The sequence below is a fragment of the Bradyrhizobium betae genome, assembly GCF_050632175.1.
GTDB classification, from domain to species: domain Bacteria; phylum Pseudomonadota; class Alphaproteobacteria; order Rhizobiales; family Xanthobacteraceae; genus Bradyrhizobium; species Bradyrhizobium betae_B.
The window spans coordinates 522731-539757 of sequence record NZ_CP192576.1 but is presented as its reverse complement, the minus strand read 5'-3'; the positions used below and the strand labels follow the sequence as shown (position 1 = coordinate 539757).

At 65.4% G+C, this 17027-nt stretch carries 10 protein-coding genes and 3 pseudogenes; 9 read left to right on the top strand and 4 right to left on the bottom strand.

From position 1 onward, the window contains the following. Positions 1–621: 621 nt before the first annotated feature. From ACQ86E_RS02830 to ACQ86E_RS02820, 3 genes and pseudogenes are all read right to left on the bottom strand, one after another. A complete protein-coding gene (locus ACQ86E_RS02830) occupies positions 622–1083 on the bottom strand; it encodes a hypothetical protein (RefSeq protein ID WP_431204091.1) in 462 nt (153 codons plus the stop codon). Positions 1084–1097: 14 nt separating this feature from the next. Further along, positions 1098–1523: a universal stress protein gene (locus ACQ86E_RS02825; RefSeq protein ID WP_151649272.1), complete on the bottom strand. Its 426-nt coding sequence runs from the start codon at positions 1521–1523 to the stop codon at positions 1098–1100. A gap of 75 nt (positions 1524–1598) precedes the next feature. Beyond that, positions 1599–2127 (bottom strand): annotated as a pseudogene (locus ACQ86E_RS02820) (SixA phosphatase family protein). Between the two features lie 207 nt (positions 2128–2334). Here ACQ86E_RS02820 and ACQ86E_RS02815 point away from each other — a divergent pair. The 9 genes and pseudogenes from ACQ86E_RS02815 to ACQ86E_RS02775 all read left to right on the top strand — a co-directional run bounded on the left by ACQ86E_RS02815 (position 2335) and on the right by ACQ86E_RS02775 (position 16375). Then, entirely contained in the window at positions 2335–3792 is a 1458-nt protein-coding gene (locus ACQ86E_RS02815; protein ID WP_431204090.1) for an NAD(P)/FAD-dependent oxidoreductase, read from the top strand. Positions 3793–3880: 88 nt separating this feature from the next. Further along, positions 3881–4392, top strand: a pseudogene (gene msrB, locus ACQ86E_RS02810) (peptide-methionine (R)-S-oxide reductase MsrB). A 190-nt stretch (positions 4393–4582) separates the two neighbouring features. Next, a complete protein-coding gene (locus tag ACQ86E_RS02805) occupies positions 4583–6835 on the top strand; it encodes a flagellar hook-basal body complex protein (protein WP_431204089.1) in 2253 nt (750 codons plus the stop codon). 35 nt (positions 6836–6870) lie between these two features. Next, the gene (gene flgK, locus ACQ86E_RS02800) at positions 6871–8754 is read left to right on the top strand and encodes a flagellar hook-associated protein FlgK (RefSeq protein WP_431204088.1); all 1884 of its coding nucleotides are present in this window, start codon (positions 6871–6873) and stop codon (positions 8752–8754) included. A gap of 21 nt (positions 8755–8775) precedes the next feature. Continuing rightward, a complete protein-coding gene (locus ACQ86E_RS02795) occupies positions 8776–11148 on the top strand; it encodes a beta strand repeat-containing protein (RefSeq protein ID WP_431204087.1) in 2373 nt (790 codons plus the stop codon). Positions 11149–11221: 73 nt separating this feature from the next. After that, a complete protein-coding gene (locus ACQ86E_RS02790) occupies positions 11222–11992 on the top strand; it encodes a hypothetical protein (RefSeq protein ID WP_431204086.1) in 771 nt (256 codons plus the stop codon). Then, positions 11982–13625 (top strand): hypothetical protein, encoded by a 1644-nt coding sequence (locus ACQ86E_RS02785; RefSeq protein WP_431204085.1) that lies wholly within the window; start codon positions 11982–11984, stop codon positions 13623–13625. Before ACQ86E_RS02790 ends, ACQ86E_RS02785 begins: the two co-directional genes overlap by 11 nt. Position 13626: 1 nt before the next feature. Then, positions 13627–14880 (top strand): ATP-grasp domain-containing protein, encoded by a 1254-nt coding sequence (locus ACQ86E_RS02780; RefSeq protein ID WP_431204084.1) that lies wholly within the window; start codon positions 13627–13629, stop codon positions 14878–14880. After that, positions 14877–16375: pseudogene (locus ACQ86E_RS02775) on the top strand (pyridoxal phosphate-dependent decarboxylase family protein). Before ACQ86E_RS02780 ends, ACQ86E_RS02775 begins: the two are co-directional and overlap by 4 nt. 80 nt (positions 16376–16455) lie before the next feature. Here ACQ86E_RS02775 and flbT read toward each other — a convergent pair. Further along, the gene (flbT, locus tag ACQ86E_RS02770; protein ID WP_431204083.1) at positions 16456–16893 is read right to left on the bottom strand and encodes a flagellar biosynthesis repressor FlbT; all 438 of its coding nucleotides are present in this window, start codon (positions 16891–16893) and stop codon (positions 16456–16458) included. Between the last annotated feature and the right edge of the window lie 134 nt (positions 16894–17027).

The window sequence follows — 17027 nt, the reverse complement described above, 5'->3', positions numbered from 1 at the left end:
CATTCTCGTTTGCGGACGCACCTTCGCCCTCTCGCGGCGCATGTCGCCCGAGCTTTGCTTCATCTCGACACCCTCAAGTGAAAGAGGGCGCAGGGAAGGCCGGGTGCCGGCCGGGCACCCACGGTCCACTGTGCGAAAGGTGGCAACAAGAATCTGCACAGCGGCATACAGGTGAAGCCAAACATCCGGCCTTCCCTGCGCAGTGGCTTTACGGCTTATGTCGTACTCTCCTCGGGGAGCGATGCACTATTGCCCCCGTCGCCTTGCGGCTGACGATGCGCATGTCCGGTTGGACAACGCCCATCACCGCAACGCTTGACGCCAGCCTGCGGGCGCCAGGACCACACGATTTTGCCGTACGCAGATCACACCGGTCGTGCGTGCGATGTGCGTCGCTCACGGTTTCCCGCCCTGCGATCACCGTCGCACCAGTGTGACCCACGTCCACCGCCGTCCGGCCCGCGTTCGTGACGATCGCGATACGCCCCTTGTCGTTGGGCCGGAGTGCGCGCAATATCCGCCTATTCCGAAATTCTGTAAAGGCGAATATTTTGATGGCGGGCGTTGACCGGTAGGTTGTGTGTTTTGCCCGACGGGCAACGCAAGGGCTTGTAGATGGGATCAGGCGACCGCGACCTGATCCCAGACGCCGCCATAAGCTCGATCGTCCCCGGATTGATCAGGCTTGCGGCGCGGCCTCGTCGGTACGCTGCGTTGGCGCCGATGCCGGACGTCGAGCCGCCGCACATGCGCGACGACGCTGCACGCGAGCAGGGCGATACGCGCGGCAGCCTGCCTGACCACGAACAGGATCGTCGTGACGCGGCTCAACACGCCGAGCAGGAACAGCGCCGAGAAGATGTCGATATAGGCGAGGAAGTCGCCGACCAGCATCAGCTCCGGCGGGATCGGGATGCTGTGGTAGTAGGCCAGTACGAGGATCACGACGGGGATGAAGGCGATGACCTTCCGCACCGTCAGTCTGTCCAACAGAGCGGCCAGTTGTACGACCAGCACGTCCCACAGCGCATCGCCAATCGCGAGCGGGACCTCGTAAGTCCATCTCCGCCACCATTGCTTCACGACATTGCTCCGAGCTAATGCCTGACCACCAGCACCGAACATTTGGCGTAGCGCACGACGTGGCCGGCGTTGGAGCCGAGGAAATAGGTGCGCATGGCCGGCCGATGTGAGGTCATCACGATCAGATCGGCCTTCATGTGCACGGCTTCCTCGAGGATCTCGTGATAGATGCCGCCCTGCCGCACCACGCTGGAGATGCGCGCCGCGTCGATGCCGGATTCGCGGGCGACGATGGCGAGGGCTTCTTCCGAGGTCTGGCGCTGCTGTTCGTCGAAATCGGCAGGCACGTATTCGGCCAGCATCACCGGCGTCATCGGCAGCACGTTGAGCAGGCGCACCACGCCGCTCCAGGTCTGCGACAGCGTTGCCGCGGTCGCGATCGCAGGCTTGGCGAGGTCGGTGTCGGCGAGGTCGATGGGAACGAGGATGGACTTGAACATCTGCGCCTCCAAATCTTCCGGTCAGGACGTCCTGCCGGTACGTCGCGCGATCAACCCGATCGAAGCAGCCTCGAATTACCGAAGCAGCTTTGGGCTCACGAACAGCACCAGTTTGCCGCGGCGGTAGGCCACGTCGCTCCAATCCTCGACGTCAAAGTCGAAGACCGCAAGCCCCGCGGTGGGCAGGTTGTCGGCCAGCGCCTTGGCGCCGGCCGGATCGCCGCTGCCCATCAGCATCAAGGCGGCCTCGTGCATGCCGGGATTGTGGGCGATCAGCAGCAATTGCTTCGGGTCGGCCGGGGCGGTTGCAGTGCGAATGGATTCAAGGATCTGTGCGGGATCGGCGCCGTAGAGTTCCGGCAGGACCTCGACCTGCGGCGCCGCGACGCGGTCCTTCATCGTCTCCCAGGCCGCGTCCCAGGTCTGCCTTGCACGGACGGCGTGCGACACCAGCACCGCATCGGGGAAGGGGGTGGGTGGCGATCCAGTCGCCGATCCGGGCCGCGTCCTTGTGGCCGCGGTCGTCGAGGCGGCGATCCTGGTCACGGCCGCTCGGCGCGTCGGTCTCGGTCTTGGCGTGACGCAGCAGCATCAAACGGCGCATGGCATTCTCGAATCGTTATACGTCCAGGATATCCAGATGGATCATCTACAGGCGCCGGCTGAGGGCAAGGTGACAACGGCCCGCACGGTCCTCTAAAGCGCGACGAGATTAGGACAAATCCTCATCGCGCTTAAATTTTTCGTTTGGAGCATGATCTTTTCGGAAAACCGCTGCACACTTTTCCGGATCATGCTCTAAGAAAACGACATGAGCGAGACTTTCACAAGCGTGGCCCAGGAAGAAGCCGGCTTTCGCGACCGCGCGCGGCTGTCGTTCGACCTCGATGCCGACATCTGCGTCATCGGGGCCGGGCTCGCCGGGCTTTCGATCGCGCTGGAGGCGGCCCGGCTCGGGGCCAGCGTCGCGGTGCTCGAGGGTCGCCATATCGGCTGGAACGCCTCCGGCAACCAGCTCGGCACCGTGATGCCGGGCTTCGCCCTGCCGCTGACCGACCTGATCGAGCGCATCGGCTTCGAGGACGCGCGCGAATTGTGGGCGATGTCGAAAGAGGGCGCCGAGTTCGTCCGGGCCAACGCCACCGAGGCGAACATGCCGGGGATCGGGCCCAGCGACGGCGTGCTGGAGGTCTCCAATGTCGATGCCGGCGACCGGCTGATCAGCCGGCTGCAGATGCTTCACGAAGATTTCGACACCGAGGTCGAGGGCTGGCAGGTCGATCGCGTCCGCGAGGCGCTCAAGACCGACCATTACTTCCACGGCGTCTACTATCCCAGGGCATTCCAGGTCGACGGCCGCAAATACGTGCACGGCCTTGCGGCGCTGGCGCGGCGGGCAGGCGCCCGCATCTTCGAGGATACGCCGGTCGTCAGCATCGATCATTCCGGCATCCGCAAGCGCATCGTCACGCCCTCGGCGCGGCTGCGCGCCACGCACATCGTACTGGCGGGCAACATCCACCTCGGCGCGCCGCTGAGGCGCCTGTCGGAGACGCTGTTGCCGGTCTGGCGCTATGCCGGCATCACGGCGCCGCTCGGCGAGCGCCTGCACGAGATCATCGCCTTCAAGGGATCGGTGATGGATTCCGACGGCATCGACCATTTCCGTATCGTCGACGGCGACCGGCTGATGTGGGAAAGCCCGGAGACCACCTGGGCGGCGCGGCCGCAGCGCTTTGCAGGCAGCGTCAGGCGGCGGGTCCGGACGATCTTCCCCCAGCTCGGCAATGTCGAGATCACCGAGACGTTCGGCGGCGCCACCGGCCAGACCGTCCACGGCATGCCGCAGATCGGCCAGCTGCGCAAAGGCCTGTGGGTCGCCAGCGGCTTCGGCCGCCAGGGCATGAACACCTCGGCCATGGCCGGACAGCTGATCGCCCGCAGCATCTTGTGGGGTGACGAGCGCTGGAAGCTGTTCTCGCCGTTCGAGCTGGTCTGGGCGGGCGGCACCACGGGGCGCGTCGCGGGCCAATTGGTGGGAATCTGGGGCAGGGCGAGTTCCGCCGCCGCTGGTTCACTCGCCCGCTATCGCGAGCGTGCCAGGATCAAGGACAGGGAACGCGAGGCGCGGTTGGCCGCAGCCAACCGGGCTGCCGGAACCGGTCCGCGCCGTCCGCCTCCCGGCGTCCGGCCGCGATCGGCCCCGCCGCCGAAACCTGCAGTCGCGGAGGTGGAACCGGCCTCGCACGACGGCGGCGTCCCGCAATAATCCCGCGAAAAATTCCGCCCGAAAGTGTAACGTCGGCCGTTAGACCCCGTATCTCAGGACGTGGGAGTCCCCGCGCACGGAGAATGAGATGTTTGACCGCCGCATCCTGCTAACCACCGTCGCCGGCTTGTTCGGCCTTTCGGCCTTCCGCTGGCTGAGAGCAACCCCTGCCGAGGCCGGCGAGAAGGCCGCGCAGAATTCGAGATCGAGAAGACGGACGCCGAGTGGCGCGCCCAGCTCACGCCGCAGCAATATGAAATTCTCCGCAAGGAGGGCACCGAACGGCCGGGCTCCAGCCCGCTGCTGAAGGAACACCGCAAGGGCGTCTTCGCCTGCGCCGGCTGCGACCTGCCGCTGTTTGCGTCCGACACCAAGTTCGAGAGCGGCACCGGCTGGCCGAGCTTCTACCAGCCGATCGAGGGCAATGTCGGCAAGACCGAGGACCGCACCTACGGCATGCTCCGCACCGAGGTGCATTGCCGTCGCTGCGGCGGCCATCTCGGCCACGTCTTCGACGACGGCCCGAAGCCGACCGGACTCCGCTACTGCATCGACGGTTTCGGGCTGGTCTTCCACCCTGCGGCGGCCTCCGCCACGTAGGCCTCTTGTGACCTCATGCCCCGGCAATTGTTGCCGGCCCGGCAATTGTGCCCCGGTCATCCGACCGGGGCCTGTCCATTCAAGTCATTGATTTCATGAAAATACCCGCATTGGCATAGCCCTTGCGACTGTCTCCTCCGACTGCGGCCATGGTCGACCGGCCGCCGAGATCGGATCTGGAGACAAAGTTATGGGTATCTTCGATGCAATGAACACCTCGGTGGGTGGCCTGCAGGCGCAGTCCTACGCGCTACAGAACATTTCCGGCAACATCGCGAACTCATCCACCACCGGTTACAAGGGCATCGGCACCAGCTTCGTCGATCTGATCCCCGACTCTTCCACGCCGAGCAAGCAGGTCGCGGGCGGCGTCACGGCCAACGCCAAGGCCACCATCACCACGCAGGGCACGATCTCGTCCTCCAGCGTCGCCACCAACATGGCGATCACCGGCGACGGCTTCTTCTCGATCCAGAAGGCGACCGGCACGGTCGATAACGTGCCGGTGTTCAGCGGCGTCACCTATTACACCCGCCGCGGCGACTTCCAGCTCAATGCCAACGGCAACCTGGTCAACGGCGCCGGCTACTACCTGATGGGCGTCGCTGTCGACTCCAAGACCGGCAACCCGACCGGCAGCGTGTCGACGGTGCTGAAATTCCAGAACAACTTCATTCCGGCGCAGGCGACGACAGCGATCCAGTACGCGGCGAACCTGCCGACCCAGCCGAACACGTCGGCGAGCACGACGGCGGCGAGCGGCACGTTGCTGGCGGAAGGCGGCCTCAACCCATCCGATTTCGCGGCCAACCCGCTGCCGGTCGGCACACCGCCCGCGCCCTACACCAACGCGACGGCGTCCGGCGCGGCCGCCACCGGCAACATCCGCTCCGCCTATTCATCGACGACGGCGACGGGCACGACTGCACTCCAGAACAACTCCTCGGCCGTGGCCTCGACGACGACGTCGCTCGACGCCACCGTGGGCACGCATCTCGCCTCCAGCATCCTCACCGCGCTGAGCGGCCAGACGCTGACGGTCAACGGCAACACGATCACGTTCGACACCAGCACCACGGTCACGACGACCGGCAGCAACACCACGATCGGTCTCGGCGCGGGCACGACGGCCACGGTTGCCGACATCCTCGGCGCGATTCAGACCGCTGGCGGCGCTGGCGTCACCGCGTCGCTGAGCGCCAGCGGCAACATCGTGATCTCGAGCGGCACCGGCACCGACGTGGCGGTCAACAGCGGCACGGCAGCCACGGCTCTTGGCATCACCAGCGTGACCCGCGGCGGCAACGTGCTGTCCTCGCCGGCGATTTCGGGCGCCACGGTGCTGAGCGGCGCCGCGGCGGCCGGCGGCGCCCAGGTGCTTTCGTCCGGCTTCGCGGCCGGCGACACCATCACGGTCGACGGCCAGACGCTGACCTTCATGGCCTCCGGCGCGTCAGGCCCGAACCAGATCGACATCACCGACAACATCACGACCCTGCTCGGCAAGATCGATGCGCTCGCTGGCGCCTCGGGATCGTCGGTCAGCACTGGTGGCGTGATCACGCTGAACACCGGAACGGCCGGCGATCTGTCGGTATCCAGCTCCAACAGCGCCGCCTTCGCCGCGCTCGGCTTCACCTCGACCATCACCAAGAGCCGCAATGGCGGCGGCACCGCCGGCACCGGCGGTGTGATCGGCAACGATATCTCGACATTCACCAAGGAATCGATCAGCGGTGGCGCCGTCACGGCCTACAATGCGGCCGGCACGCCGGTGAATCTGCAATTGCGCTGGGCCAAGACCGACAGCACCTCGCTGGGCGCGGGCCATGCCGATACCTGGAACCTGTTCTACCAGACCGATCCGGATGCGACAGGCACGACGGTCGGCTGGGTCAATACCGGACAGGCTTTCACCTTCGGCAGTGACGGGTCGCTGACCTCGCCGAGCGGCTCCGGCATCACCATCAACAACGTCTCTGTCAGCGGACAATCGCTCGGCTCGGTCGCTTTCAACATCTCTTCGGGCGGGCTGACGCAATATGCCAGCACCAGCGGCGCGGTGACCATCAACACCATCACGCAGAACGGCTACGCCGCCGGTCAGCTCCGTTCGGTCGCCGTCAACAACAGTGGTCTCGTGGTCGGCACGTTCTCGAACGGCCAGAACCTCAACCTCGCCCAGGTGACGCTCTCGCATTTCAACGGCACCAACTATCTGAAGGCGATGGACGGCGGCGCCTACGCTGCGACCGAACAGTCGGGAATTGCCATCGACGGTGCCTCGGGCAGCATCAGCGGCTCGTCGCTGGAAGGCTCGAACACCGACATCGCCGACGAATTCACCAAGCTGATCGTGACCCAGCAGGCCTATTCGGCCAACACCAAGGTGATCACGACGGCGAATTCGATGGTGCAGGACCTCCTCAACGTATTGCGCTGAACGGCGCGTGACGTAACCAAAGGCGGCTAGTCAAAATGGGTTTGAGTTCAGCCCTTGCCAGTGCGATGAGCGGTCTGCGCGCCAACCAGGCCGCGCTCTCGATCGTCTCGTCGAACGTCGCCAACGCGCAGACGCCGGGTTACACCGTCCAGACCCCGAACCAGATCGAGGTCACCACAGGCGATTTCGGCTCGACGGTGACGACCACCGGCGTCAGCCGGGAGCTCGACACTTACGTGCAGAACCAGCTGCGTACCGAGACCGGGGGCAGCGGCTACGCCGACCAGATGGCCAACATCCTGAAGCAGCTTCAGAATGTCTACGGCACGCCCGGCAACAGCGGCACGCTCGAAACCGCGCTCAACAATTTCACCACCGCGTTGCAGGCACTGTCGACCAGCGCGGGCTCGTCGTCGGCGCAGACGGTTGCCGTCGGTGCGGCGCAGGCGCTGGCACAGCAGCTCAACGTCACCACCAAGGGCATCCAGTCGCTGCGCTCCAATGTCGAGCAGGATCTCGGCAACTCGGCGCAGGCCGCCAATTCGGCGTTGAACCAGATCGCAGACATCAACACCAAGCTGCAGGGCCTGTCGGCAAACGATCCGTCCGCGGCGACGCTGATGGACCAGCGCGACCAGGCCATCAACACGCTGTCAAAACTGGTCGATGTCCGCGTCACCACCGACGGATCGAACCAGGCCAACATCTACACCACCACCGGCATCCAGCTCGTCGGCGCCGGGCTCGCGTCGCAGTTCTCCTTCTCGGCGGCCGGTGCGCTGTCGGCGACCGACCAGTACAACATCGATCCGGCCAAGTCAGGCGTCGGCGCGTTCAACATCAGGCTGCCGAACGGCTCGCAGATCGACGTCGTCGCCAACAACGTGGTCTCTTCCGGCCAGATCGCGGCCGATCTGAAGCTGCGCGACCAGACGCTGGTGCAGGCGCAGACCCAGATCGACCAGCTCGCCGCCACGATGTCGAGCGCGCTGTCGGACAAGACCACGGCCGGCAGCACCGTCACCGGTCCGCCGGCCGGTTTCGACATCGACCTCGCCGGTGCGCAGCCGGGCAACACCGTCAACTTCACCTATACGGATACGACGACCAACACGCAGCGCCAGATCACGCTGGTCAACGTGACCGATCCGGCGGCGCTGCCGTTGCAAAACGCCACCAACGCCAACCCGATGCAGATCGGCGTGAACTTCAACGGCGGCATGGGCGCGATCGCCTCCGCGCTCAACACCGCGCTGTCGGGCGCGCATCTGACCTTCGCCGCGGCTCCGTCGCCGGCGACGGCCACGACGCTGCGCATCACCGACGACAACACCGGCCTTGCCAGTGTCAATTCATCATCGATCACCAAGACGATCTCGTCGCTGACCTCGGGCAATCCGCAACTGCCGCTGTTCACGGACGGCGGGCAGGCGCTCTACACCGGCGCGATCACGGCGTCGGGCTCGCAGATGACCGGCCTTGCCGGGCGCATCGCCGTGAACACGCAGCTGGTCACCGATCCGACCAAGCTGTCGGTCTACAGCACTTCGCCGGTGACGCCCGCGGGCGACACCACGCGCTCGGACTATCTCTATTCGCAGCTCACCAATGCGCTGTTCTCCTATTCCCCGCAGACGGGCCTCGGCTCGGCGAACCAGCCCTTCACCGGCAGCGTCTCGAACTATCTCCAGCAGTTCTTGAGCATCCAGGGCAACGCTGCGACGCAGGCGACCCAGCTCCAGCAGGGCCAGAGCGTCGTTGTCTCGACGCTCCAGGCGAAGTTCAACTCGACCTCCAGCGTCAACCTCGACTCGGAGATGTCGAACCTGATCCAGCTCCAGAATGCCTATGCCGCCAACGCCCACGTCATGTCGGTGGTGCAGAGCATGATGAACACGTTGCTCCAGGCGCAAGTGTAACAAGTAACAGGGCCCTGAAACATGTCGATCAGCAGCATCAATTACGCGTCGTCGATTCTCGGCTCGCAGATCCGCAACATCAACCAGCAGCTCACCGACCTGTCGACGCAACTGTCGACCGGGAAGCTGTCGCAGAACTATTCCGGCATGGGCACCAACGAGGGCTTCGCGATCGCCGGGCGCGCGCAGCTCTCCAACATCGCCGCCTATACCGACACGATCACCAACGTCAACGTCAACATCAACCTCGCCAACACCGCGCTCCAGTCGCTGACGACGATCCGCAACACGGTGCAGACGGGCTCCGCCAGCACCTCGCGGGATCTCAACGTCAATGGACAGACGGTAGCGCAGAACACGGCGGCCGCGCAGTTCGGCTCGATGGTCGGCGTCCTCAACACCCAGTCGGGCAACCGCTATCTGTTCTCCGGGACGGCGTTCAACACGCAGTCGGTCGCCAATGCCAGCGATATCATCAACGGCACCACGACCCAGGCGGGTTTCAAGACCGTCATGGCGGAGCGACAGGCCGCCGATCTCGGCGCCGACGGCATGGGCCGGCTGGTGCAGACCCAGCCGACGCCCAGCTCGGTGCAGGTGTCGGAGGACGTCGCGGGATCGCCGTTCGGGCTGAAGATCGCCGCAGTGTCCTCGACGCTGACGGGCGCCACAGTCACCGGCCCGAGCGGCTCGCCGGTCTCATTCTCGATCGACTTTGGCGCGACTCCTCCCAACAACGGCGACAAGTTCAGTGTTCAGTTCACCCTGCCGGACGGTACGACCGAACAGATCGACCTGACCGCTTCCTCGGCCACGCCGACGCCGCTCGGCGGCTTCGCGATCGACCCCGGCAATCCCAACGCCATTCCGCCGGTTGCCTCCAACCCGAACATCACGGCGTCGAACCTCAACACCGCGCTGGGCACCGCGATCAAGAAGCTCGCGGGTACCTCGCTGGTGGCGGCATCCGCCGTGACCGCCGGCGACAATTTCTTCAATACGGCGGGTTCGGCCACCGCGAATGTGGTAGCCACCGGCAATCTGCTCCCGGCCTATACCTCGACGACCGGGACAGGCTCGGTCGCGTTGCAGGACAGCGCATTGGCGGCTTCGTCCGCGACCACGTCGCTCGATGCTTCGGCGACCCCGCATCTCGACGGAACCATTCTCAGCGCACTCGCCAACGCTCCGACCGGAACCACCCTGACCATCACCGGCGCGAGCGGCGTCCACACGATCACCTTCGACCCTGCCGCCACAACTGTCACGACGGCCGGCGGCGATACCACGATCGGATTGGGGTCGGGAAGCGCCGCAAAGGTCTCTGATATCCTGAATGCGATCGCGACGGCCGCCGGCGTCCCCGCCGCGAACGTGACTCTGAGCGCCAGCGGCAACATCGAGATCGCGACCGGCACCGGCACCGACGTGGCGGTCACCGGCGGGGCGGCGGCCACAGCGCTCGGTCTCAGCAGCGTGACGCGCGGCGGAAACGTGCCGTCGACGCCTCCGATCACCGGTTCAACCGTGCTGAGCGGCACTGCGACCTTGGGCGGGCCGGAAGTGCTCTCCACGGCGTTCCAGGCGGCCGATACGATCACGGTGAACGGTCAGACGCTGACGTTTGTCGCCTCAGGCGCCACCGGCCCAAACCAGATCAACATTACCGACGACATAACGACTCTGCTTGGCAAGATCGATCAGATCACCGGCACCACGAAGCCATCGACCATTCATGGCGGCGTGATCACGATCAATACGGATGATGCCGCAAGCCTCAACATCGCGAGCTCGAACAGCACGGCGTTCGCGGCGCTCGGCTTCACGTCCTCCCCGGTCACTGCAACCCAGCCGCCGCTGCGCGTCGGCTCGTCGCCCGCAAGCTCGGCAACGACGCTGGTGAACGGCTCGGCCAATACCGTGAAGTGGTACCTTGGCAATGACGGCCCGGGTTCGGCGCGCTCCACCGCGGTGGCGCGGGTCGACGATTCCGTCGCGGTGCAATACGGCGCACAGGCCGACGAGGACGCGATCCGCCGCCAATTGCAGGCGATTGCCGTGTTCGGGACGTTCTCGACCTCGCCGACCGGGCAGTATTCCGGCGAACAGGTCTCGGCGCTGAGCTCGCGGGTGACGCAAGCGCTGACGCCGCAGCCCGGTCAGCAGCGCATCGAGGACATCCAGACCGACATCGCGATGGCCCAGAACACGATGAAGGACGCGAGCACGCGCCAGACCCAGGCCAAGGCGCAGCTTCAGTCCATCATCGACCAGGCGGAGTCGGCCTCGCCCGACCAGGTCGCGAGCCAGATCCTGGCGCTGCAGAACGCGCTTCAGGCGTCCTACCAGGTGACCTCGAACCTCTCGCAACTGTCCCTCGTCAAGTTCTTGTAAGGAGGCATTAAGGCTCCGTTAACCATGCTTCTTTACGTCTTGGTGAGGATTTGAGCGCGGGGCGGAGCCGCCAATGTCGGACAAGATGCAGCTGGTGGTGGCGACGCCGTGCTTCGGCGGGCAGGTGTCCAGCATCTATGCGAGCTCGATCTTCGCGCTCCAGCGCGCCGTGCACGACATGTCGAACCTCGGGCTCAAGGTGCTGCTGCGCGACGGTGATGCGCTGATCACGCGGGCGCGGGCCAATCTGGTCGCGATGTTCCTGGACGATCCAAAGGCGACCCACCTCCTGTTCATCGACGCCGACATCGGCTTCAAGCCCGAGCAGGTGTTCCGGCTGATCGAGAGCGGCGCGGATGTCGTCGCCGGCTGCTACCCGATCAAGCGGGTCAACTGGGACAAGGCGAAGCGGGCGATCCAGTCGGGCCGTGATGACGTGCCGGCCGCCTCGCTCGACTACGTGCTCGAGATCGAGGACCCCGACCGCATCGTGGTGGTCAACGGATTCACCCGCGTGCGCTACGCCGGCACCGGCTTCCTGATGATCCGCCGCCACGTGCTGGAGGCGATGTGCCGCCACCCCGGTTACGCCAACCTGCAATTCTTCCGCGAGCATTCGCACGATACGCTGGCAGCGAGCCAGAACCGCTTCGCGCTGTTCGAGTGCATGATCGACCCGGCGACAGGCATGTATCTGTCCGAGGACTTCGCCTTCTGCAAACGCTGGACCGACATGGGCGGCGAGATCTGGGCCGACATCCAGAGCCCGCTCGATCACGTCGGGCCGTCGGTGTTCCACGGCGACATCGCTTCGCAATTCGCGGCGGCGGCCGATGCGGCGTGAGCTTCCCGGGATGAGCGCCGGCGCATCCCGTATGTCGGCCCGCGAGCGCACGCCCGACGACGGCTCGCGCTACCGTCTGCGCGATCTCTTCACGCCACTGGACACGCTGCTCGTCTCCGGTGGAGACCCGCGGCTGGCGCTCGATCCGAACGACCGCCTCAACGCCCATGGCTGTGCGGCCGCGCCGGAGCCGGAGCTCTGGAATTTCGCCTCGGCGACCGCCTCGACGATCTCGCAATCGGCTTATGACCGCGCCGCGCTGGCGCGCGAAGAGCTGATGCACAAGTGCCTCTTCGACGAGGTCGAGGTCGCCTTCGATGCGCGCTGCGAGGACATGCGCGAGGAATTGCGCGGCCATCTCCAGCTCCCGTCGCGCGTCGACATCGTGTTCTCGCCTTCGGGTACGGACTCCCAGCTCCACGCACTGTTCCTGGCACGCGCGGTGCTCGGCGCAGCTCCCGTGACGATCGTGGTCGGCGCCGACCAGACCGGCAGCGGCACGGTCCACACCGCGCGCGGCCACCATTTCAGCTCCCTGACGGCCAGCGGCTTTGCCGTGCGCAAGAACGGCCCGGTCGCGGGTCTTGCCGGCGACAGCATCGCGGTGCCTCTGCTCGATGATGCCTCCGACGTGGCGATGCGCCGGGATCCGGATGCTGCTGTCATGCGTGCTATCCAGGACAGCCTCGCGCAAGGCCGGCGCGTTTTGTTGCACATCATGGATTCGTCAAAGCTCGGCTGGCGCGCCCCAAGCGAGGCCTGCCTCGACGAGATCGCCAAGCGCTGGAATGGCCAGGTGCAGATTGTGGTTGATGCCTGCCAGACGCGGCTCGGGCGCCGGCGACTGCGCTTCTATCTGGATCGCGGCTACATGGTGCTGATGACGGGGTCGAAGTTCTTCGGCGGACCCGCCTTCAGTGGCGCGCTGCTGGTTCCGAAGGGATTGTCTCGCGTTGTCGATCAGTTGGGTGAGATCGCGCCGGGCTTGTTCGACTACGCCGGACGCTGCGACTGGCCGATGGGCTGGACGGCATTGCGCTCGCGCTTCGAGCGTCGGCCGAATTTCGGTCAATGGCTGCGCTGGGAGGCGGCGCTCGCGGAGATCGGCAGCTACTACGCCGTGCCTGGGGCCTTTCGAGCGAGAGTGCTGGCCGAGCTTGCCGCCGGCATCGACAGCATGATTGCGTTGTCGCCATCGCTTCGCCGCGTTTCGATCGGGACCCGGACGACCGGTCCGGACGACGAGGAATTTGCGCACGCCACGATCTTTCCCTTCACGCTGCAGCGCGATGGCAAGCCGGTCTCTATCGCCGAGACAGTCGCCGTTCACCGGGCGCTGGCACGGGACATGAACGAGGTGATCAGCGGCAGCGCGGCGGACCGGCAGGTCGCCGCGCAGCGCTGCCTGATCGGCCAGCCGGTCCGGCTGGAGCAACCGGACGCGGCGCCGCAGGCCGTCTTGCGCCTCTGTGTCGGCGCGCGGCTGGTCACCGAAGCCTGGTCGGCGGACGCCGCGCAGGCGCAACGCAATTTGCAGCACATTCTCGATCGCATCGCCCATGTCGTGACGAAGATCGAACTGCTGCTTGATCGTGCCACGGCTGCGCCGGGGAAGTTTGTGCTCGAGGCCTGAGATGCTGCATCCTGTTTCCGCGCCTGACAGCGTGACCACGCCGAACTATTCCGACCGCATCGGCTTTGCGCAATTAACGCGCCGTGCCTTCGAGGGCGGCGATCTGCATCCGCTCCGCGAGCATCTGCTGGCACGGATCGCGGATGGAACGGCCGAGGCGGGCGAAGGCCTGGATCTGTCACTGGTTGCGCAGCTTCTTGGTGAGAAAGAAGCGGGGCTCGTGATCCAGAGCGAGGTACTCTCCTTCCATCAATTGTTTCGGACCCCATGCGCAGTTCCGAAACCCCGCCTGCGCGTGCTCGCGCTCGCGGCCGATATCGACATGGGCGGCAACACCCCGATCGAATTCCTGCTCGAAGGCTCCGACATCGAGCTGCTGACGCTTTATGTGGTCAAGGGCGTCGGCCTTCCCGAGACATTGCCCGATCACGACGTCGCCATCGTGGTCGCTTCCGATTCCGAGGAGTGCCGCGAGACACTCGCCGTGATCGAACAGGCCGCGCCACGCTGGCCGCGGCCGCTGCTCAATCGTCCCGAGTTCATCGGCAACCTCGATCGCGACAAGCTGTTCCGGTTGCTGGCCGGCATCTCCGGTCTGGACATTCCAGTGACCGCCCACGCGACGCGCGCGCGATTGTCTGAACTTTCGGAAGGGAAGATCGGTTGCGAGAGCATCACGGGGGAGCTGCGCTTTCCGATGATCGTGCGGCCGCGCGGCACGCATGCCGGCGTCGGGCTCGCGAAGGTCGACGACGCTGCGGCGCTCCAGGCTTATCTTGCGGAGCGGCAGGAGCAGGATTTCTTCGTCGCGCGCTTCGTCGACTATGCGAGCCCGGACGGGCTTTACCGCAAATATCGTCTCACCATGGTCGACGGCAAGCCTTACGCCTGCCACATGGCAATCGCCGATCGCTGGGACATCTGGTATCTCAACGCGTATATGGCGTTCAGCGAGGAGAAGCGGGCGGAAGAAGCCATCTTCATGAGCGACTTCGATCGTGCTTTCGCTGCGCGTCACAAGGCAGCGCTCGACGAGATGAGCAGGCGCGTTGGTCTGGATTATTTTATCGTCGATTGCGCCGAAAACCAGAACGGCGAGCTGCTGGTGTTCGAGGCCGACAACACCGCCGTCGTGCACAACATGGATCCGCCGGCCGTCTTTCCGTACAAGCCGCCGCAGATGCGCAAGATCTTTGCCGCGTTCACGGCGATGCTGTCGCGGCATGCAAAGGCGCGCGAGGAGAGTGTTGCATGAACGAGATCATCCGCAACGCGCAAAGCGCCGTCACGCACACCTCGCTCGATCCGCAGGATTGGAGCGAATTTCGCGCGCTTGCCCATCGCATGCTGGACGATGCGATCGACGGCATCGCCAATGTTCGTGCGCGTCCCGTGTGGCAGCCGATCCCAGATGATGTCCGTGGGGCGATGAAGGCCGGCGTGCCGCGCGAAGCCAGCGATCTTGCCGATGTCTATCGAGAATTCTCCGAGCATGTCGCGCCCTATGCGACCGGCAACGTTCATCCCGGCTTCATGGGCTGGGTGCATGGCGGCGGGACAGCTGTCGGCATGCTCGCGGAAATGCTCGCAGCCGGCCTCAACGCCAATCTCGGCGGGCGCGACCACATGCCGATCGAGGTCGAGCGCCAGATCGTCGCCTGGATGCGCGATCTGTTCGCCTTCCCGGAAAGCGCCAGCGGCATCTTCGTCACGGGCACGTCGATGGCCAATCTGATGGCCGTGCTGGTGGCGCGCACAGCCGTGCTCGGTGCGCTGGCGCGGCAGCACGGCATCGGCAACGATGGCGCGCTGCTCACGGCTTACACCTCGCGGGTCGCGCATGGCTGTGTCTCCAGGGCGATGGACATTGCCGGGCTCGGCACCGACGCGCTGCGCAAGATCGATGTCGATTCCGATCATCGCATCGACGTGGCCGCACTGCGCGCGCAGATCGAGGCGGATCGCGCGGTCGGCTTCAAGCCGTTCCTGGTGGTCGCCTCCGCCGGCACGGTCGATATCGGCGCGATCGACGATCTCAATGCGATCGCGGAGCTGTGCCGCGAGCAAGGGATCTGGTTTCACGTCGACGGCGCCTTCGGTGCGCTCGCGATCCTCTCGCCGGAGCTTGCGCCCCTGCTCGGCGGCATCGAGTGTGCGGATTCCATTGCGCTCGACTTCCACAAATGGGGGCAGGTGCCTTACGACGCCGGCTTCCTGCTGGTGCGCGACGGCGAGCGGCATCGGCAGGCGTTCGCGCAGCCGGCGGCGTATCTGAGCCGCGAGGCGAGGGGCTTGCAACCGGCGCGGTCTGGCCCTGCGATCTCGGTCCCGATCTGTCGCGCGGCTTCCGCGCGCTGAAGACCTGGTTCACGCTGAAGACGTTCGGGACCGAACGGCTGGGCGCGGTCATCGCGCGAAGCTGCGCGCTGGCGAAATATCTGGAGGCGCGCGTTGTCGCCGAGCCGCGGCTGGAGCTGCTCGCGCCGGTCAACCTCAATATCGTCTGCTTTCGCTACCGTGCCGACGATGCGGTCAATCGCGAGATCGTCGCCGATGTCCAGGAGTCCGGCATCGCGGCGCCGTCGAGCACGACGCTGGACGGCAAGTTCGCGATCCGCGCGGCCATCGTCAATCACCGTACCGATGCGAGGGACGTCGACGCGCTCCTGGCTGCGGTGCTGGAGTTCGGCGGACGCCGCAGTGCCGGGGCGGTGATCGAGGTCGACGCGCCGCCGCTCGCGGCGCAGTGACATCAGGACCTGTTTTGACGCGTTGAAACGAAAACGCCCCGGAGCTGGTCCGGGGCGTTCTCGTTCGGATGTGCGCAGCGTCAGGCGGCCGAGCTGACTCCGGCCGCGACGCCGCCCTTGGGATGGGTCGCCTCGAACTGCTCACGCAGCTTGTCTTCATAGGAGATCAGTTTGCGGGCCTCCTTCAAAGCCCGGTAGAGATCGCCGTTCATGATGTTGTTGTTGATGCTTTCAATGATCGGCCAGGCGCTCGGCACGGCGGTGACGATATCCCGCACCAGGTTGAAGTAGGTGCCGTGCTGGCTCTGTGGATCCGGAGAGATGTACATGAGCTGGACCGCCAGATAGACGAGCTTCGCAGGCGAGTCCGCGGTCTCGGGCGTGAGGATGTCGCGCTCGCGCAGGATCGGCACGTTCTCGCCGTCGATCAGGAGGCGGGCGCGCTGGTCCGTATTGGTAATCACGCAGTTACCGACGATGATGCGTTCGTGCGGTCTCAGCTCGACCTTGAGGGCCATGCCAGTTCTCCATTAACTCGACTGTAATGATCGGGCGACGTGCACCGCGTTACAAGCGTTCGTCGCCGATTTTGGTCGCAATCCTTGCTGAACATGGTTAATGGCTGGTAAACGCCGCGGCCCGCGAGAAAAAG

Coding starts and splice junctions, on each gene's coding strand:
- ACQ86E_RS02825 (WP_151649272.1), bottom strand. CDS start 1,523: ATGTTCAAGTCCATCCTCGTTCCCATCGACCTCGCCGACACCGACCTC.
- ACQ86E_RS02815 (WP_431204090.1), top strand. CDS start 2,335: ATGAGCGAGACTTTCACAAGCGTGGCCCAGGAAGAAGCCGGCTTTCGC.
- ACQ86E_RS02805 (WP_431204089.1), top strand. CDS start 4,583: ATGGGTATCTTCGATGCAATGAACACCTCGGTGGGTGGCCTGCAGGCG.
- flgK (WP_431204088.1), top strand. CDS start 6,871: ATGGGTTTGAGTTCAGCCCTTGCCAGTGCGATGAGCGGTCTGCGCGCC.
- ACQ86E_RS02795 (WP_431204087.1), top strand. CDS start 8,776: ATGTCGATCAGCAGCATCAATTACGCGTCGTCGATTCTCGGCTCGCAG.
- ACQ86E_RS02790 (WP_431204086.1), top strand. CDS start 11,222: ATGTCGGACAAGATGCAGCTGGTGGTGGCGACGCCGTGCTTCGGCGGG.
- ACQ86E_RS02785 (WP_431204085.1), top strand. CDS start 11,982: ATGCGGCGTGAGCTTCCCGGGATGAGCGCCGGCGCATCCCGTATGTCG.
- ACQ86E_RS02780 (WP_431204084.1), top strand. CDS start 13,627: ATGCTGCATCCTGTTTCCGCGCCTGACAGCGTGACCACGCCGAACTAT.
- flbT (WP_431204083.1), bottom strand. CDS start 16,893: ATGGCCCTCAAGGTCGAGCTGAGACCGCACGAACGCATCATCGTCGGT.